Source organism: Microcystis wesenbergii NRERC-220 (assembly GCF_032027425.1).
GTDB lineage: Bacteria > Cyanobacteriota > Cyanobacteriia > Cyanobacteriales > Microcystaceae > Microcystis > Microcystis wesenbergii_A.
On the sequence record NZ_JAVSJA010000001.1, the window covers coordinates 3,988,561 to 4,012,307 of the forward strand.

General features: G+C 40.0%; 23 protein-coding genes. 12 read left to right on the top strand and 11 right to left on the bottom strand.

Annotated features, from left to right (window positions below; translation table 11 throughout):
• Positions 1-114: 114 nt before the first annotated feature.
• From RAM70_RS19295 to RAM70_RS19305, 3 genes are read right to left on the bottom strand one after another with little or no spacing between them, the layout of a single operon-like run.
• Positions 115-300, bottom strand: a complete 186-nt coding sequence (locus RAM70_RS19295; protein ID WP_002762193.1) for a type II toxin-antitoxin system HicA family toxin — start codon at positions 298-300, stop codon at positions 115-117.
• The gene (locus RAM70_RS19300) at positions 297-521 is read right to left on the bottom strand and encodes a type II toxin-antitoxin system HicB family antitoxin (protein WP_002770935.1); all 225 of its coding nucleotides are present in this window, start codon (positions 519-521) and stop codon (positions 297-299) included. Before RAM70_RS19300 ends, RAM70_RS19295 begins: the two co-directional genes overlap by 4 nt.
• Positions 522-566: 45 nt before the next feature.
• Positions 567-815, bottom strand: a complete 249-nt coding sequence (locus tag RAM70_RS19305; protein WP_002762195.1) for a DUF433 domain-containing protein — start codon at positions 813-815, stop codon at positions 567-569.
• A 281-nt stretch (positions 816-1,096) separates the two neighbouring features.
• On the opposite strand from RAM70_RS19305, the gene RAM70_RS19310 reads away from it, so the two are divergent.
• The 6 genes from RAM70_RS19310 to RAM70_RS19335 all read left to right on the top strand — a co-directional run bounded on the left by RAM70_RS19310 (position 1,097) and on the right by RAM70_RS19335 (position 4,661).
• Entirely contained in the window at positions 1,097-1,285 is a 189-nt protein-coding gene (locus tag RAM70_RS19310; protein ID WP_002744301.1) for a hypothetical protein, read from the top strand.
• Entirely contained in the window at positions 1,282-1,521 is a 240-nt protein-coding gene (locus RAM70_RS19315) for a type II toxin-antitoxin system RelE/ParE family toxin (RefSeq protein ID WP_312675179.1), read from the top strand. The genes RAM70_RS19310 and RAM70_RS19315 overlap by 4 nt, the downstream gene beginning before the upstream one ends.
• 223 nt (positions 1,522-1,744) lie before the next feature.
• A complete protein-coding gene (locus RAM70_RS19320; RefSeq protein ID WP_312675181.1) occupies positions 1,745-3,238 on the top strand; it encodes a hypothetical protein in 1,494 nt (497 codons plus the stop codon).
• Between the two features lie 5 nt (positions 3,239-3,243).
• The gene (locus RAM70_RS19325) at positions 3,244-3,702 is read left to right on the top strand and encodes a DUF7689 domain-containing protein (protein WP_052276597.1); all 459 of its coding nucleotides are present in this window, start codon (positions 3,244-3,246) and stop codon (positions 3,700-3,702) included.
• A gap of 95 nt (positions 3,703-3,797) precedes the next feature.
• Positions 3,798-3,929 carry a hypothetical protein gene (locus RAM70_RS19330; protein WP_002744308.1) on the top strand — a complete coding sequence of 44 codons (132 nt, stop codon included), beginning with the start codon at positions 3,798-3,800 and terminating at the stop codon, positions 3,927-3,929.
• Between the two features lie 3 nt (positions 3,930-3,932).
• Entirely contained in the window at positions 3,933-4,661 is a 729-nt protein-coding gene (locus RAM70_RS19335; protein WP_052276598.1) for a class I SAM-dependent methyltransferase, read from the top strand.
• 27 nt (positions 4,662-4,688) lie between these two features.
• On the opposite strand, the gene RAM70_RS19340 is transcribed toward RAM70_RS19335, so the two are convergent.
• The 3 genes from RAM70_RS19340 to RAM70_RS19350 form a co-directional block, all read right to left on the bottom strand.
• On the bottom strand, positions 4,689-7,559 hold the full coding sequence (locus tag RAM70_RS19340; protein ID WP_312675182.1) for a CHAT domain-containing protein: 2,871 nt from the start codon (positions 7,557-7,559) through the stop codon (positions 4,689-4,691).
• Positions 7,556-7,876, bottom strand: coding sequence for a hypothetical protein (locus RAM70_RS19345; RefSeq protein WP_312675183.1), 321 nt, complete (start codon positions 7,874-7,876; stop codon positions 7,556-7,558). Before RAM70_RS19345 ends, RAM70_RS19340 begins: the two co-directional genes overlap by 4 nt.
• A 226-nt stretch (positions 7,877-8,102) precedes the next feature.
• A complete protein-coding gene (locus RAM70_RS19350) occupies positions 8,103-8,333 on the bottom strand; it encodes a type II toxin-antitoxin system CcdA family antitoxin (RefSeq protein WP_002762207.1) in 231 nt (76 codons plus the stop codon).
• Positions 8,334-8,666: 333 nt separating this feature from the next.
• Here RAM70_RS19350 and lepA point away from each other — a divergent pair, with 333 nt between their 5' ends.
• The 4 genes from lepA (at position 8,667) to RAM70_RS19370 (ending at position 14,482) form a co-directional block, all read left to right on the top strand.
• Positions 8,667-10,478 carry a translation elongation factor 4 gene (gene lepA, locus RAM70_RS19355; protein WP_002762209.1) on the top strand — a complete coding sequence of 604 codons (1,812 nt, stop codon included), beginning with the start codon at positions 8,667-8,669 and terminating at the stop codon, positions 10,476-10,478.
• 55 nt (positions 10,479-10,533) lie between these two features.
• Positions 10,534-11,712, top strand: coding sequence for an AAA family ATPase (locus RAM70_RS19360; RefSeq protein ID WP_312675185.1), 1,179 nt, complete (start codon positions 10,534-10,536; stop codon positions 11,710-11,712).
• A 3-nt stretch (positions 11,713-11,715) separates the two neighbouring features.
• A complete protein-coding gene (locus tag RAM70_RS19365; RefSeq protein WP_312675186.1) occupies positions 11,716-12,399 on the top strand; it encodes a hypothetical protein in 684 nt (227 codons plus the stop codon).
• Positions 12,400-12,667: 268 nt separating this feature from the next.
• Positions 12,668-14,482: an ABC transporter ATP-binding protein gene (locus RAM70_RS19370; protein ID WP_045358979.1), complete on the top strand. Its 1,815-nt coding sequence runs from the start codon at positions 12,668-12,670 to the stop codon at positions 14,480-14,482.
• Between the two features lie 100 nt (positions 14,483-14,582).
• On the opposite strand, the gene RAM70_RS19375 is transcribed toward RAM70_RS19370, so the two are convergent.
• Complete coding sequence (locus tag RAM70_RS19375) at positions 14,583-17,009, bottom strand: dynamin family protein (protein WP_312675189.1); 2,427 nt, start codon at positions 17,007-17,009, stop codon at positions 14,583-14,585.
• A 228-nt stretch (positions 17,010-17,237) separates the two neighbouring features.
• Here RAM70_RS19375 and RAM70_RS19380 point away from each other — a divergent pair, with 228 nt between their 5' ends.
• Positions 17,238-18,878, top strand: a complete 1,641-nt coding sequence (locus RAM70_RS19380) for a DUF655 domain-containing protein (protein WP_045358975.1) — start codon at positions 17,238-17,240, stop codon at positions 18,876-18,878.
• Positions 18,879-19,101: 223 nt separating this feature from the next.
• On the opposite strand, the gene RAM70_RS19385 is transcribed toward RAM70_RS19380, so the two are convergent.
• The 3 genes from RAM70_RS19385 to RAM70_RS19395 form a co-directional block, all read right to left on the bottom strand.
• Complete coding sequence (locus RAM70_RS19385) at positions 19,102-19,413, bottom strand: MgPME-cyclase complex family protein (protein ID WP_045358973.1); 312 nt, start codon at positions 19,411-19,413, stop codon at positions 19,102-19,104.
• Between the two features lie 67 nt (positions 19,414-19,480).
• Positions 19,481-20,203 carry a pyridoxine 5'-phosphate synthase gene (locus RAM70_RS19390; RefSeq protein ID WP_199319125.1) on the bottom strand — a complete coding sequence of 241 codons (723 nt, stop codon included), beginning with the start codon at positions 20,201-20,203 and terminating at the stop codon, positions 19,481-19,483.
• 59 nt (positions 20,204-20,262) lie between these two features.
• The gene (locus RAM70_RS19395) at positions 20,263-20,607 is read right to left on the bottom strand and encodes a YbaB/EbfC family nucleoid-associated protein (protein ID WP_312675191.1); all 345 of its coding nucleotides are present in this window, start codon (positions 20,605-20,607) and stop codon (positions 20,263-20,265) included.
• Between the two features lie 264 nt (positions 20,608-20,871).
• Here RAM70_RS19395 and RAM70_RS19400 point away from each other — a divergent pair, with 264 nt between their 5' ends.
• Positions 20,872-22,068 carry a DUF4377 domain-containing protein gene (locus tag RAM70_RS19400; RefSeq protein WP_287237777.1) on the top strand — a complete coding sequence of 399 codons (1,197 nt, stop codon included), beginning with the start codon at positions 20,872-20,874 and terminating at the stop codon, positions 22,066-22,068.
• Positions 22,069-22,257: 189 nt separating this feature from the next.
• On the opposite strand, the gene RAM70_RS19405 is transcribed toward RAM70_RS19400, so the two are convergent.
• Positions 22,258-23,298, bottom strand: coding sequence for an acyltransferase family protein (locus RAM70_RS19405; protein ID WP_158524805.1), 1,041 nt, complete (start codon positions 23,296-23,298; stop codon positions 22,258-22,260).
• Positions 23,299-23,747 lie beyond the last annotated feature (449 nt).

Sequence of the window (23,747 nt, forward strand, 5' to 3'; positions counted from 1 at the left end):
ATAATGTAAACTGTCAGGAGTCATTACGGCGGATTGTTAGTTTTATTTTATTATCCAAATTAGTAGCCGCAAACACGCACCCTACACTCTACAGCAGCTTAACAGGAGTCGCACTCATGGTTCTGGTATTTGTAAATCTCGACAAATTTTTCGCGTCAAGAATTCATTGATTTCACGATGGCGCGGAATGGCTGAAGATTTCTGATTGACACGATTTACATAAATCGTATGATTGCCGCCCTCTCTTAAGAATTCACAGCCATAATTTTCTAAATGACGAATTAAGTTTATGCGTTTCATGCAGCCCAGAAAGTAACAGACTCTCGAATCACTTCTTGTCCTTGCAGTTGCTCTTCAGCTAACATACGATTAGCTTCTAAAACTAGCTCAATTGCTTCTTCTAAATTGCTTCTAGTTTCTTCTAGAGTCTCTCCTTGAGTATTAGCTCCTGGCAATTCTTCGACAAAACCAATATAGCCTTCGGGAACTTTCTGGAATATTTTTGTTAGTTTTAGTTGCATGATTTACCTCAGAATTTTAAATTATATCACCCACCATCATTAAAGTTAGCGGTGCGTTACGGCTGCTGAAGTGAAGCTAACGATATAATCGGATACAGCCCAAGCTGCATAATTAAGAGCCTGGCGAATATCTTCCTCCTCCAACTCTGGATAAGCCTCTAAGATTTCCTGAATAGATAACTGACTAGCCAACAGTTTCAAAACAAATCCTACAGTGATACGCATTCCTCGAATCGTTGGCTGTCCAAGACATATTTGTGGATTAACAGTAATACGGTCTAGCTCTCTAATCACCGTGGAACTCCTGAGATAAACTCCTCCTGTATTGTTACATACAGCAATGAATGTTGAGCAAGTTTCTGCGCTGCTGCGTGTGAATTAAGCGGCGACGAGAGTAAATATACAGCATTTATCCACCAACTAACACCAATCACGGGTTGAGGTTTCGTTGAGGACATCGAGAGGGAAAAGCCTTTTTGGATATTCTGAGCGTTAGCGGTGGTTTTAGAATACACCATCTCTAGGAGCCTATCTTGCTATAATGTAAACTGTCAGGAGTCATTTTGGAAACCATCATGGAAATAAAAAACATTAAACAAAAAGCCAGAAATTTAATCGATAAATTGCCGGATAATTCTACATGGGATGATTTGATGTATGAGATTTATGTGAGACAGGCAATTGAAGCAGGATTAGCCGATAGTGAGGCGGGAAAGGTTATTTCTGTGGCAGAGGTACGCACTAAGTTCAAGCTAGAGCCATGAAAGTTTTCTGGACAGAAACCGCCGTTAATCATTTATCATCCATCTACAACTACATATCACAAAACTCCCCTCAATATGCTCAAAGACTGGTGGAAAGATTGACTAGACGCTCAGAACAGATTGCTAATTTTCCCTTTTCGGGTCGTCTTGTTCCGGAGTTTGAAACTGAGCAGATCCGAGAAGTATTGAGTTCCAGGGCATTGATCGGCTTAACTATACCAAGGGCATCAGGGTAACGGTGATGAGTGATCGGCACAAAGATGGCAGACCGAAGACACTACAATTGACAAACCTGTAAATCCATGTTACAATTGATAATTGATAATTGATAGATAAAACTATCATTAGCATGATTGTTCTTAATTAACCATAATACTTTTATTCTCATCAGCCTCGATATTTCAGTTTGAGTGTGATGGTAATCTTGAGTAAATTGACTAAATTTCAAGGAGCAACTAAATGCCTGAGAGTTTACAAGGTGAGAAATGTGACGATACTGCAACTAAGGCTAATCAATTTTTAAATACTAGAAACGACCTTATAAGTTATCAAACAAAAAGATTAGACAATCTTTCTGATTTTGAACAACTTGAGCAAGCCTTAATGAATTTTACAAGCAATAAGAAAGATACGGTAAAATATATTCTAAAAAAAGTTTGTGAAGAAGCTAAGTGTCAAGTTGCAGCGATTTTTTTAATCTCTAAGGATGATGTACTAGAGCGTTTTGCCATTCAAGGCAAAGACGTTAATGGTGAGCCAATAGATGATACATGGCTACAAGAAGAGAGGTATGCGAAAGGGGAGAGTTTCACTGGCAGCGCTGCCAATCCATCTGATGGATCATATGGGAAGGTTACTGGAGAGCTTTTCCAGTATGAAAATTTGAAGTATAGACAGGAATATTCTGATAAGCTAGGCAAATTAATCTCTGCCATTGCCTTACCTTTGAATGGACGAAACAAAACCTATGGAGTATTGAGAATTATAAACAAAGTTGACGATCAGGGCAATATTGACGATCTGGCCAGCTTTGATCCCTGTACAGTAGCTTTCTTAGCAGGAGTCGCCTCTGCTAAACTATCTAATATTCACAAGGATTCTGAGATTAATATACTCAATTACTTGACATACCTTGCAGATATTATCCCAGTTGATTCCTTTGACAAGTATCAAGAAAGGATGTATGACGAAATTTTCAAATACTTAGTCGGCAACGAGACTCCATATAAAGTTGCCATTCTTTACAGAAAAAACTTGTCTTCTGAAGTAGTGGAAGTTTTACGATTTTCTGAAGTATCTGGAGTAAGTAATTCATGTCGAGTTTATCTTGAAGAGGTTGGAAAGGAGTTTGCAGAAAAAATCTCTTCAAATACTTGTCAATTTATTGAAGGAGTACATGAGGAGAAAAACAATAATCGGTTTATTCAAACTGATTTAAAACATTTTGAAGATTCAAAACTTGAAGCCTTTGGCGTTTTCCCACTTTTCTTTGAGGGAAAATTCATCGGAGCTATTGCTCTATTTTTTGGATATAAGTTCAAGCTATTCGATAATAATCTTAGCTTTTTACAAAGTTTTTCTTCTTTACTTGCCATATTAGTTAACAAACAAACTCGGGCAGAGAGACTAAGGGAGTTTGAAAGTCTTGCTGAAGATTGGATTAATGAAACAAGTCATTTATCCTCAACCCATGAGGCGATTATACATCCTAACTATCAGAGAATTATTGGAATGGGGCAAGATGTCATACCATTTTTGCTCAAAAATCTTAAAGAGCCAAAAAGCCTTCCTAGCCGTTGGTTTTGGGCATTAAAAGCTATTTCTGGTGAAGATCCGGTTCCTAAAGACAGCCGGGGTAAGTCTAAGCAGATGATCGATGCTTGGTTGCACTGGGGTATCCGAAAGGGATATATTAAAGGGGATATATTAATGAACACTAAATCATCTATTTAAAAAGTATGTGTATTGTAATCATTAACGGTGATAGTCATATAACCAGTCGGAGAACTCCTTATTACAATTCCTTTGCTTGGGCAGTAAATGATCAAGAGCGTTGGTGGTTTCCCGATCGATTTGAGACTGAATATTGGCCAGCTGGAATACCAAGGGAGAACACTCTAAGTGCCTTCATAGATGCCTATAGGACCGAGCATTTTGAAGTTTGCCCAATTGGTGATCCTAATTTAGAGTTTAGTCCTAACGGTTTTTTTGTTGAAAAAATCGCTATTTATACTATTAATGGTAGTCCCTCTCACGCCTGTCGGCAATTAAACACTGGAAGATGGACGAGTAAAATAGGAGTTCGTGAAGATGTACGACATGAATTTGTGGAACATTTTATTGTAGAAATTGAAGGGATACCTGATATTCTTAATCTTGGAAACCGCAGCATTATTATGAGGAGAATACATCATTAATAGTAGGCTAGAGTCTAGCTTTGCTTTCAAATAAGATATGTATCTTAAGTTTGCTTGTGGAAGTTCTGCAATTGTAAAGATATGCTATAATTGGAATGAGTCAAAGTACCAAAGTTAAGCGTTTAGAGGAAGTAGCGAATTGCCATCAAAAGCTAAATATTATGTTCGGCAAGTCTTTCAGCAAAATTAAGTCTCTGACTATGTACACCAAAATAGCTAAGTTATAATTTATGGAAAATAATCAACTTATAGAAAGAAGGTTTGACGGCAAGATAGGTGATGATTATAGTCTCTGGCAATCTGCTCGTCCTCATCTTAAAAAGTTAAGACAAGAGTTAGTCAAACTACTAATTAACTATCAAAACTCTTGCCCAAAGGAATCGCTGATCCTAGAAATTGGGTGTGGCGATGGAGAATTAACTGAGATGATCCTATCTGAAGCAAAAAATATTAAGATAATCGCTATCGATAACGAACCTTCGATGATTCAAAAAATCCGCTCAAGGCTTTCACATTACCTATCTCAAGATACTCTTGTTGTTATTCAGGATGATGTTTTAAACTTTTTGCAAAGTTATCCTTTGAATAACTTTAATTTTATTGTTTCTGGATTCACTTTTCACAATATGTTGGCACTCTATCGTTTTCAAGTATTTCAACTATTATATAGTCGGCTTCTCATTGGAGGTAAGTTATTAGACGCTGATAAAATCGCGCAAAGAGGTGAACAGCATAACCGTGATATAAAGTGGCAATATGATAAATTCTTTGAAGTCCTTGTATCTGCTGAAAGGTTCGATCTCCTGAAAGAGGTTATGTTGCACTATACTACGGATGAACAACCTAATAGAATACGCTATGAAGATGAAACAATCTCTGAACTTTCAGAAATTGGATTTCAAGAAGTTACCTTATACTTACGTCAATATATGGATGCACTGATTATAGCCTCTAAATAGAATTTTACCCGATTGTTAGCACCTAAGTTAAATATTTTGGGATTCAAGTCTTGAAGCTAACGTAGAAATTCTCCTCGCTCCATAAACAATTCCCCCACCCCCACCTTGGTAAAAGTGATGGTATATAAGAATTGGAAATGTAAAGTCGCTCAAGTCTGCTGTGGCAGGATATTCTATATTTTCAAGCTCCAACCATATACCTCCTTGTCGCCAACCTATGCAATCGCCAAAACTACCCCATACTTCCCGATTATATTCTTCTGTCCCCCCAAGGTCACGGTAAATTTTCGCCTGTCTCTTAATACCAAATTTCCCTTCGCTGTATTTCACCCAGAGACGGTCAATTTCATTGATTACATCTAGGGATACCTGACTAAAAAGGTCGTAGAAGTCATTATAATTGTCTATGACCATCCATTGGTACATGATAAAAGCGGTTTCGTAGTCGGCTTTTTTCCAATCCTGTTGCTTTAGGTACTCCTCTAACTTTTGATAGATTTGTTCTTGGTTTTCTATGAGATGTTCCCTCTGTTTTCTCAGTTCTTTTTCGTAGGCGCGATCAGCCTCTTTGTGATATTGTACCGAGATCATCTTATCGAATTGTTGCCTAAACCTTTCAGGGTTTTCTTTATCCGCAAAGACGAGACGGAAAATCTCTACCCATTTTTCCTCGTTTTCGTTCTCTTTATTCCCCCAAAGTTCGGTTAAAGCCTTGGCTGCTGTTCCGGCTAAACCAGATAGCTTACTTGCATCTTTGGGAAGCTCGATATGGGGGTTAATATGTTTGATGTGAGAGGCGCGGTAGAGGGTTTCTCTGTCGTCATTGTGGATTACCTCGATCAAACCTTTATCTTGTGCTTGTTGTAATTTTTTCTGATAGTTGGGAACAGATTGACAAACCGCTTCTAAAGCAGCCAAAGGGACAGGAATTTCATAGATTAGGCAATTACTGACCACTTTTTCAAGAGCTTCATCCGTCAAGAGTTGAGGTTTTTCCTCTAACCGCCAGACTATCTTATCGCGCCAAGTAACATCAGATTCATTCTCAAATGACCGCAACTTTGTATCTATCTCCCCTGAACTTAAAACCTCATTATTGAGCCATTCCAACAGACGGGGGTTGCCATCAGCAAGGGTTAAAGCTCTTTCTCTATAGTTTTCATCAATCTTACCCGAACTAAAATGCTCTAACCGCCGCAATTTCTTTTGTAAATCGGATTCTTTGTATTTGAAAGAAGGCAAAGACTCCAGATGATAAAATTCCTCTAATAGAGGGGATTTGAAGGTATAGCGCGAGGTAATAATCAGGCGATGATAGTAATTGGTTTCCTGTATCGCCCAAACTAGAGCTTGTAATAGTTGAGCTACCTTTGCTTTAAGGATATAGTCATCGCTGGCTGAAGGACATTCTAAGTTCCACTCGAAATCATCAAGAATAAGCAAAAGAGGCTGGTTTAACTGACCAAAAACATCAAAAACATTCTTTAAGCGATAGTCTAAATCCTCATTAGAATCCAGAAGGATTTGACGTTGTGGACGGTCTAATTTTTTAGCTAGGGTATTAACCAAGCTAGGTTGATCAATTTGTTGATGCCAGACAAGCTTAGTATAGTCTGGAAGGCGATCGCACAGACGAGCAGCGAGGGTACTTTTCCCGTTACCACCAAAACCTTGCAGGAAAACCCCGGCCTTATGAATTGCTTTAGAATTATCAAAGGGTTTTTTCAGCACTTGCAAGCAATCCTGAAGATCACGGCGGCGACCGATAAAAGTTTCCCGTTTGGCTACCCGCAAATATTTCGTTTCTGGGTCCACAAATTGGTCAACAACGGATACGGGAGGTAAAGGTTTTTTCTGTCCTCTCTTTACCAAAGCTTCTGGGATACTTTCCCTCACATAGAGGCGTAAACAATGCCAATCCCTGGCCTGATTTCCTAATAATTTCTGATAGGCAAAAGCTAACGACTCGCTTAAAGTAAAGCCTTGGGAAAGCTTTTCATAGAGGATGGCCGCCGTGTCAGCAGCTTCGTTATCCCTGACGGGTTGACCCCACCCCAAAACAGCTTTAGCTCCATTTTCTAATAACTTCTCGGCCATCGAAAGGATCTCATCACCATCGGAGTAGCCTGTCCGACACCCTGATAAAAACAAAAGCTTAGGTAAATTAAACTGTAATTCTCTGGCAATATCTTCGGCGCTGGTATCTTGCCTGTCTCCGTATTCCGTCTCGGTAATAAAATAGGGTTTCTGATCCTTGATGGTGGCGTGTCCGCTCAAGTGGATAACATCGAAATATTCCCTATCTTTACTGGCTATCAATTCGCCTAATTCTTTAATACATCCGCTCTCTTCAACGGTTAAAGATAGGGGTTTTCCTCTAGTTGCTTTGAGGATCTTCCCTTCTTCTGCCTCAAAATCTAGTATAGGCTTTACACCCTTAGCAGAACTTGCCATGAAAACCACATTTAAGGCTCGATCCTGCGCGTTGTTGTCCACAGTTAACAGCCTTTCATTACCGGTTTTCATCCACCGCAGGGGAACAATAGCGGGAAGCTTAGACACCAGAAAACCCTGACCATCGTGTAATAGTTCCCAGGGTAGATGAGCTAATCCTTTGCTGGTGCTGATAGCCAGAACTATTTTCTCTCCCCTGTGGCTATCTAATTCGTTCTGTAGAATGCGCTCCGTACCATCTAACCATCGGTACAAACCTTGTCCTGTTCTGGCGTGGTCTTTCGGTAAACGGGTATAGTAATCGGTGTCGGCCTTTTTACTTAGGTTGTCTATTTCACTCAAGCATCTTGTGTAGGGACGAGTCTGGTTGGGGTTGTCCCAGAAAAATCGGAACTCAACGCTATTGCTATCCCTCTCCTGAAGGTCAATATGCAGTATCCTCATGATTTTTCTTGTTCCAAGAGTTTTTGTAGTTGCTCTAGGGTAGCATCTTTGAGCATCAGGCGATCGCCGTTTTTGCTGACAATTAACACTCGTTCGATCTTCGGGGTTTCAGGAGAGTCAATTTTTCGCTTTAATTGGTACAATTTCTCAGCGATGGCGATTGTTCCGCTAATAATGCCGATGATGGTGGCGATGGTAGCAAGGGTTCCCTCTTTCTCCTCTTCGGAGATAACTTCGTAGCTGCTTTGCACCCCTTCCATATCTAGGATATCCTGAGCAACTTTGATAGCATCGGCTCCTTCAATTTCTATCCGCATCAGTTTTGTTCCTCCTGTCAGTACCCAAGCAAAATGATCCTAAATCCGTTTATTAAAAACTGATTATCTATTCCCCCTTTTGCCTGTCCTGATATGTAGCCTATACTCAACGAATCTAGTATGACCAGCTTAGTTGGGGAAAAAATCTCAATTACTATCAATGGTTGACCTAAGAAAATATTTCAGTCTCTCCGTCGGGAAATAACCTATTAGAGACTGAAAAATCTTAGTCATTCCATTCCCCTTTGGGTGGTACGGGGGGATTGCGTCGAAGATGACGGGTTAAGTCCTCATCCGGTTGTTTCTCTCCTCTTAGCCACTGTTTAATCGCTGTTTCGATAATGCGACTAGGATCGTTAGTCAGGTGTTTAATCTGTTCTAAAACTTCCGAGTCAAGGTGAATAGCGATTTCAACTTTCTCCGCCGTGCGCTGAGTCGGTGTAGCATTGTCGTTCATAAGCTCTATTAATGATTGCTATCTATCATTCTACCCGTCAGTCGAGGATTCTCATCCAAGAGTTTACCTATAGTAATCCGATTTGGACAAATCATAGAGCTTTTCCTTAGCCATTGCTCTTTCCCTGATTTTGTCCCCATACTCAAACTGACCATAGTTTCCTGTGGATGCCGAGAGGGAAAGCTAAGGTCAAAACCCTGACTATACTTGCAGTTTAGCTTTTTTTACCTTTTACTTTTCGCTTTTGCTCCAGCCTTAGAGACTTTACCTCTACAATGAATTAAGGAATCTAAAATTTTATAAACCCCTGACTTTTGCCAACAGTGAACCACGATGACTGACGTTCCCGTTTCTCGCATTCGCAATTTTTCCATCATCGCTCATATCGATCATGGTAAATCAACTCTCGCCGATCGCCTCCTGCAAATTACAGGAACCGTAGCCCAACGGGAGATGAAAGAACAATTTCTCGATAATATGGACTTGGAACGGGAACGAGGTATCACCATCAAGTTACAAGCGGCACGCATGGATTATACCGCTAAGGATGGTCAAAAATACGTTCTCAATCTGATTGACACCCCCGGCCATGTGGATTTTTCCTACGAGGTTTCTCGGTCTCTAGCGGCGTGCGAGGGAGCTTTATTAGTTGTGGATGCGTCCCAAGGAGTAGAGGCGCAAACTTTAGCCAATGTTTACCTAGCGCTGGAAAATAACCTCGAAATTATCCCAGTTTTAAATAAAATCGACCTCCCCAGTGCCGAACCGGAACGAGTCGCGGCGGAAATCGAGGAAGTGGTGGGTTTAGACTGTAGTGAGGCGATTCGTGCCTCGGCTAAGGCTGGGATCGGTATTAATGATATTCTAGAGTCGATCGTCCAATTAGTTCCCCCTCCCCAAGATACCCTCGAAGAACCCTTCCGAGCTTTAATTTTTGATAGTTATTACGACGCTTATCGAGGGGTAATTGTCTATTTCCGCGTCATGGATGGTCGGGTGAAAAAGGGCGATAAAATTCGTTTTATGGCTTCTGGTAAAGAATTTGTTATCGATGAATTGGGAATTTTATCACCGCAACAGGTACAGGTAAATGAACTTCACGCGGGAGAAGTGGGTTATCTGGCAGCCGCAATTAAAACTGTTGCTGATGCCCGGGTGGGTGATACGATTACTCTAACCGCTAAACCGGCACAAGAGCCTTTACCCGGTTATACAGAAGCAAAACCGATGGTTTTCTGCGGATTATTCCCCACCGATGCCGATCAGTATGCCGATCTCAAAGATGCGCTGGAAAAGTTAAAATTAAACGATGCAGCTCTATCCTACGAACCGGAAACTTCTAGTGCCATGGGTTTTGGTTTCCGTTGCGGTTTCTTGGGACTGCTACACATGGAAATCGTCCAGGAAAGACTAGAAAGGGAATATAACTTAGATTTAATTACCACTGCTCCCTCGGTAGTTTATCAGGTCACTACCACCGATGGGGAAATTGTCGAAGTGGATAATCCCAGTTTGTTACCTTCCCCACAAAAACGGGAAAAAATTGAGGAACCTTATATCCAAGTGGAAATGATTACTCCAGAAACCTATGTAGGCGCTTTGATGGAATTATGTCAAAGTCGTCGGGGAGTTTTCAAGGATATGCGTTATTTTACTAAAACTCGCACCGCTTTGATTTATGAGTTACCTTTAGCGGAAGTGGTGACAGACTTTTTTGATCAATTAAAATCTCGATCGCGCGGTTATGCTAGTATGGAATATCAATTAATTGGCTATCGGGAAAATGAGCTAGTTAAATTAGATATTATGGTCAATGGTGATCCCGTTGATGCTTTAGCGATGATCGTTCACCGGGATAAAGCTTATTATGTTGGTCGCGCTTTAACCGAAAAGTTAAAGGAATTGATTCCCCGGCATCAATTTAAGGTTCCCATTCAAGCAGCTATTGGTTCTAAAATCATCGCTAGTGAACATATTCCCGCTTTAAGAAAGGATGTCTTAGCTAAGTGTTATGGTGGTGATATTAGCCGCAAGAAAAAGCTGTTAGACAAGCAAGCAAAAGGGAAGAAACGGATGAAAGCGATCGGAACTGTTGATGTCCCCCAGGAAGCATTTATGGCAGTTCTAAAACTCGATCCGCAGTAAAGTCTAGGGGTGAGAATTAACTCACCCTTTTTAGTTTTGGCAGTGGCTAATTATTATGAAGCTTTTGAGATTATCCTATCAAGATTTAGCCTCTGGATTAAGTATAGATTCTTGCGACTTTTTTTCAGATTTGAATTTATTAGTTGGTATCTCAGGTGCAGGAAAAACCTCGATTTTAAAGGCTATTAGTAATTTAAAAAGAATCGCTAACGGTGCATCCATAAATGGGGTGAAATGGGATGTAGAATTTTTAACAAATGATCATGTTCGTTATCATTGGTTGGGTGAATTTGAGGGTAAAAAAGCCCGTTCTCCCATCAAAAACGATAAAGATGAAGTCAATAGTAATGACGGCGAAAATAAGGTTAGTATAATTAGGGAAACTCTTTTAAAAGATCAAGAGGTTTTGATCGAAAGAAACCAAGAGGTAATTGAGTTTAAACATTCAAAGACACCAAAACTACCATCTTATTTAAGCTGTATAGAGCTTTTCAATCAAGAAGAAGATGTTTTCCCTGTTCGACAGGAATTTAACAAAATGATTTTCAATTCACTTAAGTTTAATAGCTCATATTCAGCAGTTGATAAAATCTTGGAAAACGACGAATATGCCGAATATAACTCTCTCTCTGAATTACAATCGAGTCAACTTCGTATTTCCGACAAACTACTGATCACATATCAAAAATATCCCGATACGTTCGAGATAATAAAGAGAAAGTTTTTAGATATTTTCCCTCAAGTTGAAGATTTAAAAATAGAATTTTTAGAACCATTAAAACTAGGTGATCTGTTTGTTTCATCAACTCCAATGGTTTTATTTGAAGAGCCACCTCGCATACAAATAAAAGAAAAAAACTCTCATGTCTGGATTTTAGACCCAAATATCTCCTCTGGAATGATAAAAAGCCTGATGTTCTTAGCAACGATCGAATTATCTGCTGCTGGCAGCGTTATATTAATCGATGAATTTGAAAATAGTTTGGGGGTTAACTGTTTGGACACTTTAACAGAAGATTTATTAGTTAATTATCGAGATTTACAGTTTATTATTACCAGTCATCATCCCTATATAATAAATAATATCAGTCCTGCCTATTGGAAAATAGTCACTCGTAAAGGAGGAGTAATTAAGGTAAACAATGCAGCTGATTTTCATATTTCTAAAACTCGACAAAAAGCCTTTATTGATCTTATCAATGTCTTAGAAGAATTTCCCCAAGGAATTAGTTAATCGATGAATATTTATTTTTTAGTTGAAGGAAGAAGTACCGAAAAAAAGCTTTATACTGCCTGGTTAACTCATCTTATTCCCGAAATTGAGCGAGTTGATTTTTACGATCAAGCCAATCACAACAATTACTATCTTATTAGTGGTGATGGCTACCCCTCGATACTTCATGAGGGAATTCCTAACGCCATCGATAAAATTCAAGAAGTATCCAAATATAACTATCTAGTCATCTGTCTCGATGCTGATGAGGATACTGTCGAAGAAAGAGAACAATATGTTAATGACTTTATCACCAAACATATTACTGTTCCTGCAACAATCGAAATCGTGATCATCATTCAAAATCGCTGTCTTGAAACATGGCTATTAGGCAATCGCACAATATTTAATCCTAAACAACCTTTACAGGGACTTTTAGCTGATTATGTTCAACACTATGATGTTTACGAAAATGATCCCGAACTAATGGGTAGATTTAATTGCAGAAATCATGCCGATTTTCATTTTGCTTATCTAAAGTCTATTTTTGAAGCCAAAGGTTTGTCTTATTCTAAAAAATTACCTGGGGTAGTTCAAGAACAATACTATCTTAATGAATTAAAAAAGCGTATCGATAAAACTGAACACTTAAAAACCTTTCAGAAATTTATTAATTTTTGTGATAATATTCGCCAAAATTTCCGATAAATTGATCTGTGGTGCTTCTGCCAAGGATGAAATATAAGCTGATCTGGCATCGTCTGTTGACTAATGGCTGGGTGAAAATGTAGTACGGACTGTGATTGAGAATACAAGACTATGACAAGGCTTTTGTCCTAGAAATTTCTAGGTCGGCAGATTTTTGTAGTATTGTAGTATAATGGTAACTCCAGAAAAACAATCCTAAAAGTGCCTTTAGTCTCTTCAGTTAGCAGTTACCAGATAGAAGTTAAAAATTGGCAATTTACTTGATGTTATGGCTTCCTTACGGGATATTATCAGTTACTATCGCAATTATCAAAAAGCCGCCTTTTTGAGCATTGCTGCATCGAGTGTCTTTGAAATTATCGATCTGATGGTTCCCTACGCCGTCGGACAGATTCTTAATGTTCTTTCTCATCAGCCTTTAGATGGATTCGTGCAATCTTTAGTCGATCGCACCATGATTTTAACTCCCTTTGCCTCAGAAAAGTGGGTTAGTTTAGGAGTATTATTGGGCTTAATTTTCCTAACCACGGTAATTAAAGCACCAATTCAGCCTTGGCTTGGTGTCTGGTTTCACTGGGAAATATCCTTAAGAGCGCGACGAGATCATCTCAGAAAAATTATTGCCAAAATTCTCACCTTACCTCTATCTTTTTACGATGAAAATAATCCGGGACGCATCGCTAACCGGATCGCCAAAGGGATAGAAAGTCATACTTGGACTTATCCCGAAGTGGCGGGAATGATGATCCCAAAACTGTTTAGAGTTTTGGGTATCTTTATTGTTATTTGGGTAATTCAATGGCAGATCGCCCTCGCTTTTGTTATTTCTTTTGTATTAATTCTAGCTTTTATTGTGAGAGATTTAAAAGATTTAATGCAAAAAGAAAGAATTCTTGATCGGCACATCGAAAATACCCAAAGTCGCAATTCTGAGATTATTACTAATATCAAAACTGTCAAAGCTTTTGCCACAGAAGGACAGGAATTATATCGTCAGAAACAGCGTTTAGAGAGAGAATTTACCTACGTTGTCTATCGCATTCATAAGGGTTATGTGGACTTAATTACTTGGGAAAAAACCCTCGTCCAAGCTAGTTTATTTGGAGTATTTTTCTTTACTCTCCTAGCTACCGTTCAACAGAAAATCTCGATCGGGCATTTTATCACCACCTATACCCTGGCTAGTATGGCCTATGCGGAATTAGATCCCCTATCCCAAATGGCAGAAACTTTTGCCCGTCGCTATGCTTCTATGGCACGTCTAAACGAATTTATCAACTTGCCCAGTGGTACTGATGCTGGTAGTCTTTTAGCCGATCATGCCCAACATAATCCCTATCATTTTACAGGGAAAGTAGAATTAAGTAATCTTAGCTTTGGCTATAGTCCTGAAAGAACCATTCTCAAGGATATTAATCTCCTGATTGAACCCTATCAAACCGTGGCATTAGTGGGAAAATCTGGTTCGGGAAAATCCACTTTAGTTAAGTTACTTTTCCGCTATTTTGAACCGAATCAAGGGCAAATTCTGATGGATGGAGAGGATATTCGTCGCTTAGATGTCACTTGGTATCGGCGACGGTTAGCGATTGTCCATCAAGAAGTAGATGTTTTTAATGGTACGGTGTTAGAAAATCTCACCTATGGTAATCCTAATATTAGCTTTGAGAAGGTAGCAGAAGCCTGTAAAATCGCCCGTGTCGATGAATTTATTCAGGAATTACCTAATGGTTATTCCACTATTGTAGGGGAAAGGGGTGTGCGTCTTTCGGGGGGACAAAGACAGCGTTTAGGAATTGCTAGGGCATTAATTGTCGATCCAGATGTGTTAGTTTTTGATGAGGCCACTTCTAGCTTAGATTATGAGTCAGAAAGAGCCATTCAACTAGCCATGAAATCCATTTTAGGCACTCGCACCACGATTATTATCGCCCACCGTCTCAGTACCGTTCGAGAAGCTGATCAAATTGTCGTCTTGGATAATGGTCGCATTGTCGAGATCGGTAGCCATGACCAATTATTAAATCAGCAGGGAATCTATCAGCGTCTCCACTCTTTGCAAGAAAGCGGTGAACTGGTTTAGTCTTAAAATATACTTTGCACGGTTATAACTTGCATTTTTTACTCAAAGACAAGGCCAATTCAAGTCTGAATTGGCGCTTCATGCCGATAATTTCCCCATATTAATTGCTGGAGTGATTAACAACTTCAGGGACAATCTCTAATTCTTGTTCACCAATTACAGGTAAATGATTTTTCTGTAAACCCATAGCAGTTAAACAAGTATTGAGAGAATTTATCGCTTGGTTATAATCCTCAATTTTTTGGTTAATTTCTTCCTGTTTGCGGGCATTATTAGCAATTTTTTCCGCCGCTTCCTGTTCTAAAGTTTGTTCTAGATAAGAACGAGCTTGATTGAACTGTTGTAGAATAGTATCCGCTTGTTTTTTTGCCATTGGTATCAATTGATTTTTCAGAGTATTATTAACGGTTTGGCGGAAGTTTTTATGAATTGTCGCTGATACTTTTGGCTCAAAATCTAACTTAAGTAATTGACGGATAGCAGGTTCAGCATCAAGAATACTTTCACAGTCATAACCTTGGGCAGTTTGTTGGACAGTTTGCCGAAATTGAAAGATAGAAAAAGTGCCTTCGTTGTAAAAATTGTGATTTTCTCTTACATAGCGATCGCACTCTGTTCTCGCTTCGGAAACTAAGGCATGAATTAACTGATCTTCTAGCTGTTTTAGCTGATTTTCTATGCCACTATCGTTACCCAATAAACGATAAATTTGCCGATAATAATCACCTTGCCTTACCGCATCTAAAAGACGCTGACAAAAGCGACTAATTAAACTTGTTGACTCCTCAATCAACACATCTTCTAGCTGGTTAGACAGATAATAAAAAGCTTCTACCAATACTGCTAATAAAGGTGCTGTAGCATTGCGGGGATGGGTTAAAGTCGCTTGTGAGTAAGCATTTTTGACAGAAAAAGTATTTAATAACTCATCCAATCTTGATACCATTCTCGCTTTCAGTTTCTTAAAGTCTTCCTCAAAGTTTTCATCGCTATTAACCACGATAGCATTGACATAACCATCGATATGTTTAGTTAATTTCTCTCCCACTTCTTTTAACTCTTGATTGAGGTGATTTAACTCCAGAGCTTTCATCGCCTCAATTTCTCGTGGTTGACTTTCTAAATCACGATAAATCCCTTGATAATGATTTTTCAGAGTAATGCAGAGAGATTGTAAATCATCGGCTAAATTAGCAAACAATTGCGGACGTTTTTCTTCGGTGAGATAACGAGTAATTGCCCTGCGAAATTCTGCGATACCGCTATCAGCAATTAACTGCTCTAGTAAAGGAGTTCCCCACTCACTTAAAACTCGGAAATAATTTTTATTGGGAGTTTCATAACCGTGGATGGAAACTTTAAAGGGAGTTGCCAGTAATTTACCGGAGTTGGCACAATAGTTATTAAACTCGCTGACAAATTGCGGTGTTTCTTCTTGTCCTCCTAAATTTTTGACACTTTCGGCAAAGATAGAATCTAAACCATAACGCTGATTAATATTGGTTTGATTTTTCACCTGATACCCATAAAATCCTAAAAGTCCGCTGGTTTTGTAGAGGCGGGAAGTATCACGAAATTGCGTTTGAATCAGGTTTTCTAAACGTTGTTTTAGTTGGGCTGCGTACCAGGTTTCATCAATGCGGTTAAAAACATAAAAAACTCGATCACGAATACCAGCATTAGAGCGAATTTTTTCGAGTAATTCCGTTTCTTCTGTGGCTAATTCTCCCGCAGAAGCAGCCTTTAAAACACAAACCACTGCCGAAGTATCAGGATGCTCTATTTTACGATAGGCTAATGCGGCATCTTTTTTGACTGGGGCATCAATACCGGGCAAATCTACCAAAACGTTACCATCTTTAAGGAGAGGATGATGACAGTAATATTCTAGACGTTTTAAGACGGCGCTATTACTACCACGACGGGCAAAACTGGCCGCTTCTGCTAAATTAGAAAAGTGAAATTGTTCCATGGAATAGGTGGCATTATGCAGCGTATGGATTCGCTCACGATTTTGAGTAAATCCTTCAATTAATAATTTTAAACCCTGAGCTTGTTTAGCTCGCTCGGATTTGCCTTCTCCCCCTTCCTGTTCGATAATTTTTTGACAGTATTGGTTTAACTGACTACAGTATTCGGGGGAATTAATGTTACTGGGATTAGTTAATTGTAGATTTTGACAGACGGTATCGACTAAAGTACGAATTTCTGCTTCGCTGAGAAAGGTTAAAACCACTCTTTCCTCATCAGCTTCTGCGTACTCAATATAACATTCTGTACCCGTTGCGTGTCCTTCGGCACTATACAGCAATTCTCGCTCTAAAAGTGCATTGATTAACATTGATTTCCCGGCACTAAAAGCACCGGCGAAAACGATTTCAAATTTGGGAGAAATGGCTTTTTGTAGGGCAATTTCTATCTTGCTGGTATCCTGTTGATTACGGAGAGAAGATTCGCCTTTGCATAGTTCAATTATACTGTTAACATTACCAGCCAGATTACTGCATTGGGGCAAAAGTTCAGTCATGGTAAAACCCAAATCTAGAAGAACAGTGCTATTGTTCCCCAGATTATAACAAAATTCCCTAACTAGATGTCACATCTTTGGTCAGCGATTTAAGCAATCAAGAACAAGGCCCTAGTCTTGAATCTAGAATCAGGATTGATTATAATCAATTTAGTACATACCGATTCCCGAGAACCTCCTTAGGTAAAAATTCCCTCCTGACTCCTGAATCCTAGGGTAATGATAATTATGTGGGCAAAAATGGCAATAGATAAATGGAGATTAAAAAAAATTCGGAATATGGGACAGTTAGGATTTTTGTTAGGAATAGTTTTTCTTTTGGGTGGTTGTCATTCTCTCAATGTTATCCCAAATCGTCCGCAACCCTTGCCCCAAGATCAATATATTCAAGTCTATTTTAATCATAATCAGGCCCGGGGTTCAAATTATACCGATCCCTATCGCCAAATTAATCGCCCGGGAGATAATTTAGAACAGGTTATTATTGATAATATCAACTCGGCTAAAAGTTCGATCGATCTAGCAGTGCAAGAGTTACGTTTACCCGCCATCGCTCAAGCTTTAGTTGAGCGTCAGCAACAGGGAATTAAAGTTAGGGTTATCCTCGAAAATATTTACAATCAACCTATTAATAGTTTAGCCAAAAACCAAGAACAATCAAGCGATCGAGAACAGGAACGTTATCAAAACCTTTTTGATTTAGTTGATATAAATCGAGATGGTAAATTAAGTCCAGAGGAAATCGCCCAAAGAGATGCAATTACTATCCTCAAAAAAGCTGGTATTCCCCTAATTGATGATAGGGCTGATCGCTCAAAAGGTAGTGGTTTAATGCACCATAAATTCATGGTTATTGATGATCACACTACTTTAATTAGTTCAGCTAACTATACCTTAAGTGATATTCATGGAGACTTTTCTAATCCCAAAACTGTCGGTAATGCCAATCACTTATTAGTAATTACTAATCCCCCACTAGCTAGAGTTTTTCAAAGGGAATTTAATCTGATGTGGGGAAGGGAAGATCGGCCTAAATTTGGGTTAGATAAACCCCAAAGAAACCCGCAAACAATTACTATCGGTAATAGTAGTCTGACGGTAAAATTTTCCCCCGATTCTACCGCTTATCCCTGGACAATTACTAGCAATGGTCTGATCGGTGAAACTTTAAATAAAGCTAAAAAATCCGTGGATTTAGCCCTGTTTGTCCTGACGGAACAGCCTTTAGCTAATATTCTCGCCCAACGACATCAAAAAGGTATAGAAATTAAAGCTTTAATTGATCCTAGTTTTGCCTTCCGATACTATAGCGAAGGATTAGATTTATTAGGAGTTGCTCTCAGTAATAAATGTCGTTATGAACCAGATAATCAGCCTTGGCAAAACCCAATTAATACCCTAGGAGTTCCCGCTCTAGCCCCGGGAGATAAATTACACCATAAATTCGGTTTAATCGATGATAAAATTGTGATTACTGGTTCTCATAATTGGTCAAAAGCTGCTAACCATCAAAACGATGAAGCTTTAGTTATTATCAATAATCCCACCGTTGCTGCTCATTTCGATCGAGAATTTCAATATCTTTACCGTACCGCTAAATTAGGACTGCCGGAAACTATTAAAAATCGGATCGAACAGGATAGAAAAAACTGCCCCCAATCTGTAACAATTCAAAGCGATCGCTTAATTAATTTAAACACTGCCACAAAAGAAGAATTAGATACTTTACCCGGTATCAGTGGCAAATTAGCCGAAAAAATTATCGCAGCCCGGCAACAAAAACCCTTTACTTCCCTAGAAGATTTGGATCGAGTATCGGGAATCGGTCAGGGAAAAATTAACAAGCTCAAAGGCAAAGTCAGCTGGTGATCAGTGCTTCGTCTGTATTTTCTGCCACAGACAAAAACTAGCAATTTTCCCTTGTTACAGCAAGCTAAGTAGGTAGGTGTTAAAAATCGTCAGATACCCCCCTTATTAAGGGGGATCCCGCCGCCTATCGGCACCCCCCTTATCAAGGGGGGCAGGGGGGATCGAACCCAAAATCTATCTTCTATTTAATTAGAACCACTTACTTACCACAGACAAAAAAGGGTTATTTTAACGGTTCGGGAATACTATCGGAAGGAGCCTCAAACTGTCCGGTAATAACGTATTCTAGACGCAATTTTAGCCAAGTAATAAACTGTTGATTGAGAGAAACAATCGCCGCTGCCGGTTGGGGAGTTTTCTTTTTGATATCGGCAAAAGCGGGAGCATCTAAAAAAGCTGGATTGGCAATTAACCAAAAATCAATTTCTTGACCTTTTTCTTGATAATTCCTGATTCTTTCCTTCAAAACTTCCTTTTCGATCGCTTCTTCTTCTAAAAACTTTTGACTGGCTACCAAATAATAATAAGTTGTCATCATCTTTCCTTTAATTTTTCAGTGTAATTGTTCGTTAGTCGGGAGATTAGCTGATAGCTGATGGCTTTTACAATTGTCCACGCATAGCCAATTTCATTTCCCTAACAGCCCGTTCCAACCCGACCAAAACCGCACGACTGATAATTGTGTGACCAATGTTCAATTCTTCCATATTGGGCAAACAGGCGACGGCATAAACATTCCAATAGGTCAAACCGTGGCCGGCATTCACCCGCAAACCCAGAGAGGAAGCATATTCACAACCTTCTTTAAGAATTGTTAATGCTGCTTGACGATCGCTCTCCTGTTGTGCTTCGGCGTATTGACCGGTATGGAGTTCAATAAATTTCGCCCCCGTATTAGCGGCCGCTTGAATTTGGGCAAAATCGGCATCAATAAACCAACTAACGGGGATATTAGCCCCTTGCAGGCGCTCTACAACCCGACAAAAACGGTCAAAATTGCCCAGCATATCGATCCCCCCTTCCGTGGTCACTTCCTGGCGCTTTTCGGGGACAAGGGTGACATAATCGGGTTTAATATCGAGAGCAATGGCGATCATTTCCTCCGTCGGGGCCATTTCCAGATTCAGATGAGTCCGCACCGTTTGCCGGAGAATCCGCACATCGCGATCTTGGATATGACGACGATCCTCGCGCAAGTGAACGGTAATGCCATCAGCGCCGCCGATTTCAGCCAAAACTGCCGCCGCCACGGGATCTGGTTCCACGGTACGGCGCGCTTGGCGAATTGTGGCCACATGGTCGATATTGACACCCAAAGTCAGCAAAGTTGAACCTCCTTGTTTGTTAGTCCAACTTTCCATCTTACCATTGCGGTCAAAAGCGATTACATATTGGAGATATTTAAACCCATGGTCAGTTCTTCCATTTTGCTGCGCATGGTTTCCGTGGAGGCATCATAGGCGGCTTTCATGGCTTCTAGAATAGACCCAGCCACAATCTCCAGATCTTGGGAGAGGAGAGAAGGGTCGATTTCAATACCCCGGGGTTCTTGGTTGCCACTGAGATAGACTGTCACCAAGCCATTTTCACTCTGGCCAGGAACTTCCATAGTTTCCAGTTCTTCTTGCAGAACTTTCGCCCCTTGTTGCACCTGTTGCGCTTTTTGGAAAGCTTCTTGTAGTTCTTTAATCTTACCGAGACCGAATCCGAATCCTTGTCCTTGTGCCATAATGTTTTTTTTTGTTTAAGGGGTCACTCAAGGTTTTTATTGTACTGCTTAAGGTGAACCGGGGTCAACTTTCGGCTATTTGAGGGCAAACAGTGATTCATGACAACGATGACTTTCTGACTGGGTTAAGGTTTGAGGGAACTTGTTCTCTCTTCATCCGTCACGGGATGGTCAGAAAGAGAAATCCGAAAAATTATCCTAACCACTCAGTCGATTACCCCACGCCATAATACAATTGTTGCTTTGACGAGGAGAATAGCAATTTTGAACGCCAAAAAAACGGGAATTTTCTTGACAATTGCCCTAAGTTGTGCTTTAGCGGGGAAAGCGGCGATCGCTAATACTTCCCCTTTGGAGGGGACTCGATGGAAACTAAGGGGGTGGACAGCCGGAAGTTTGGTGAAAGAAACGGAAATTACTGCCGCTTTCCAGAAAAATATCCTCAGTGGTTCGGCCGGATGCAACCAGTATAATACCGGCTATCAAGTCAATGATGGCACGCTCCAGATCAACCAAGCGATCGCTACTACCAAAAAAGCTTGTCCGGAACCGCAGATGAAACAAGAAAATCAATATCTGGCCGCCTTGCAAGGAGTGGAACAATTCCAAGTGACAGCTAAAGGCGATTTACAATTATTTTATCGTACTCCCGAAGGTTTAGGAATACTCACTTTTACCCCCGCACCGACCACCACGCGCACGGAAAGGACAATTTATATCAATTCTAGGAAACAACCCTGTAGCCAAGGCCCAACCAAAGACTGTTTACAGATGCGAGAAAAACCAGAGGAAAACTGGAGATTGTTCGCCAATAGTATCGAGGGATTTGATTATAAACCAGGATTTTTCTATCAAATTAAAGTTAGCATTGAAACCGTCTCCAATCCAGCTAATAATCAAAATTCGGAAACATGGAAGCTATTAGAAGTTATTAGCCAAACCCCAGAAAAAGATACTCCGCGAGCTTGGTTTGATCGACCGTTAACTAATTGGAATAAAGCCAAGGCACCTATCCCCAAATCTCCCGTTAAAACCGTGATTGATAACCAGTGTCGTGAACAGGTTCGTCCGGCAATTACTGCCAATGATCAAGCGCTTAATAAAGCAGGATGGTTACTGTACGGGGCCGTGCAAACCTATGGGAAAACTAGCGTTATTTCGGCCATGAGTGGAGTGGATGGAATGTGCCGACCGATGGGTTATCAAGACTTTGTTTTTGTCGATGGTAAATTCGCTGGCACTCTTTCCCCGCGACCGATGGATTCCCGCACTGATGGAGCATCTCAGAGAATTGTTTTACAAAATAGCGATCGAATTATTGTGGTTTTTAATCGCTATAAAGACACGGATCCTCTCTGTTGTCCTTCCCAATTAAGTCGCGTTATTTATCAAATCGAAACAGTCAGCGGAGTGCCAGTTGTTGTTCCCAAAGAAGCGGAAACGGAAGCTGTGAGAAATTAGGGATAATATCATGTTGGGTTTAACAACCCCAGTACAAACTTCCCCTTTGTCTAGGTGGCAAGTTGGTTTTATTAGGCGCATTTACCTCAACATGAATATAACCTAAAATCCTGATGGGGTATTAGTAGGTCAGCCCTATTATTTCCCGAAGGTAATGACAAAATTACCCTAAACTAACTGAAGTCCAGATTAAGATTGAGATGGACTAATAGTGAGCATTTGACCAATCCTTCTGGAAAGCAGATGAGATGGTTTTTCCACAGCAAAATAAAAGGCAATGCTCAGAAGGAGTACAAAGTTAAATTTCAGAAACCAATCGACCATATAACCAAAACTAGGTAATTGCATGGACTTGAATAGATAAAAAGCCAGAGGATGAATAAGAAAAAGAGAATAACTCCATAGTCCAGCCCATTCTAAAAAAGCTAGAGGTTTATTCTCTTGTTTATTGTAATAACTGACTTCACGCAATAGCCAAAAGAAAACGTATATAGCGAAGAAATTTAGTGTCAGATGATTACCAATAATCCTTTGAAAAGCCAAATTACGGGTAATAGAACCTAGAATAATCGCTCCTATTCTCCAAGTCCAAATACTAGAAGAAGTCGGGTTAGGCAGTGGATTTTTCAAAGATTCCGCCAGCAAAATGCCCAAGAGCCAACAGGGTAATCCAAGAATCCAGTCCCCTCGGTAGCCCCAGGCTGGATAATTTATATTATTGATAGGAACTGTGAAGGCAAAGAAAATACCGATGATAAAGGTTATATAAAATAAATTAATCCATTTAACCCGTTGCCCAATAATAACCAAAAGAGGGTACAAGGAATAGTAGATCAATTCAGCCACTAGAGACCATCCAGGAATGCCTGAAAGAAGCCTCGGACTATCCCAAGGAATATATCCTACTGCTCGAATAATTAAAATTGCCGCAGCCATAGGTAGCAGAATTCTTAGATAACGTCTCACAAAAAATTCACCCAAGTTAAATTTTTTGTGGCAGGAATATGGATAATGTACGCAAAACCCAGAAATAACGAAAAATACAATAACAGCAGCCGGACCGCTAAAAGAGCCTCCGTATATTCCATTCAAAGCCCAAGGAAAAAACGAAGATTCATCATGGCCAGCAGTAATTGGTGGTACAGCACCATGGCCTATCATTACCCAGAGGGCAGCCATAGCTCTTAGTGAATCTAAACCGACAATCCGCTTCATGGAAAAATAACCCACAGTCTTTGGGTTAAGATTATATCCACAGTTCCTAAATTAGTCAACTCTTAAATGCTCGATTCTTTCCCAAAAATCTAGTATGTATTAAGCCAGAATGATCATCTTGTCAAAATACGCCACGGCTATCTGAAACTGCGTACACAGGCCGTCCAGTCGCGTCCCCCCCCAACGGGCTAGGGTTTGGGGTATCTACCCCCAAAAGTTGGGATTGAGTGAAAAAATTAGAAATATCCCCCGATTCTAAGCTGTACTGAATTTAAACTGCTTATTGGAAATTTTAGTACAAATGCTCAAACTTCCTCTCCCTGCTCCCAACTCCGGCACTCTGGTGCATTCTTAACGAGCAATTTAGATAGTCAACAGCTTAGAATATAGTTGCTATCGGGAAATCTCAACTTATAGATTTGAAAATATGATATGCCCTCTCAAGTTAATGGGTTTCTAGCATT

Bases quoted from the DNA above. Each gene is read 5' to 3' on its own strand.
- RAM70_RS19295 (WP_002762193.1), bottom strand. From the start codon at position 300: ATGAAACGCATAAACTTAATTCGTCATTTAGAAAATTATGGCTGTGAA.
- RAM70_RS19300 (WP_002770935.1), bottom strand. From the start codon at position 521: ATGCAACTAAAACTAACAAAAATATTCCAGAAAGTTCCCGAAGGCTAT.
- RAM70_RS19310 (WP_002744301.1), top strand. From the start codon at position 1,097: ATGGAAATAAAAAACATTAAACAAAAAGCCAGAAATTTAATCGATAAA.
- RAM70_RS19315 (WP_312675179.1), top strand. From the start codon at position 1,282: ATGAAAGTTTTCTGGACAGAAACCGCCGTTAATCATTTATCATCCATC.
- RAM70_RS19320 (WP_312675181.1), top strand. From the start codon at position 1,745: ATGCCTGAGAGTTTACAAGGTGAGAAATGTGACGATACTGCAACTAAG.
- RAM70_RS19325 (WP_052276597.1), top strand. From the start codon at position 3,244: ATGTGTATTGTAATCATTAACGGTGATAGTCATATAACCAGTCGGAGA.
- RAM70_RS19330 (WP_002744308.1), top strand. From the start codon at position 3,798: ATGAGTCAAAGTACCAAAGTTAAGCGTTTAGAGGAAGTAGCGAATTGC.
- RAM70_RS19335 (WP_052276598.1), top strand. From the start codon at position 3,933: ATGGAAAATAATCAACTTATAGAAAGAAGGTTTGACGGCAAGATAGGT.
- RAM70_RS19340 (WP_312675182.1), bottom strand. From the start codon at position 7,559: ATGAGGATACTGCATATTGACCTTCAGGAGAGGGATAGCAATAGCGTT.
- RAM70_RS19345 (WP_312675183.1), bottom strand. From the start codon at position 7,876: ATGCGGATAGAAATTGAAGGAGCCGATGCTATCAAAGTTGCTCAGGAT.
- RAM70_RS19350 (WP_002762207.1), bottom strand. From the start codon at position 8,333: ATGAACGACAATGCTACACCGACTCAGCGCACGGCGGAGAAAGTTGAA.
- lepA (WP_002762209.1), top strand. From the start codon at position 8,667: ATGACTGACGTTCCCGTTTCTCGCATTCGCAATTTTTCCATCATCGCT.
- RAM70_RS19360 (WP_312675185.1), top strand. From the start codon at position 10,534: ATGAAGCTTTTGAGATTATCCTATCAAGATTTAGCCTCTGGATTAAGT.
- RAM70_RS19365 (WP_312675186.1), top strand. From the start codon at position 11,716: ATGAATATTTATTTTTTAGTTGAAGGAAGAAGTACCGAAAAAAAGCTT.
- RAM70_RS19370 (WP_045358979.1), top strand. From the start codon at position 12,668: ATGGCTTCCTTACGGGATATTATCAGTTACTATCGCAATTATCAAAAA.
- RAM70_RS19375 (WP_312675189.1), bottom strand. From the start codon at position 17,009: ATGACTGAACTTTTGCCCCAATGCAGTAATCTGGCTGGTAATGTTAAC.
- RAM70_RS19380 (WP_045358975.1), top strand. From the start codon at position 17,238: ATGTGGGCAAAAATGGCAATAGATAAATGGAGATTAAAAAAAATTCGG.
- RAM70_RS19385 (WP_045358973.1), bottom strand. From the start codon at position 19,413: ATGACAACTTATTATTATTTGGTAGCCAGTCAAAAGTTTTTAGAAGAA.
- RAM70_RS19395 (WP_312675191.1), bottom strand. From the start codon at position 20,607: ATGGCACAAGGACAAGGATTCGGATTCGGTCTCGGTAAGATTAAAGAA.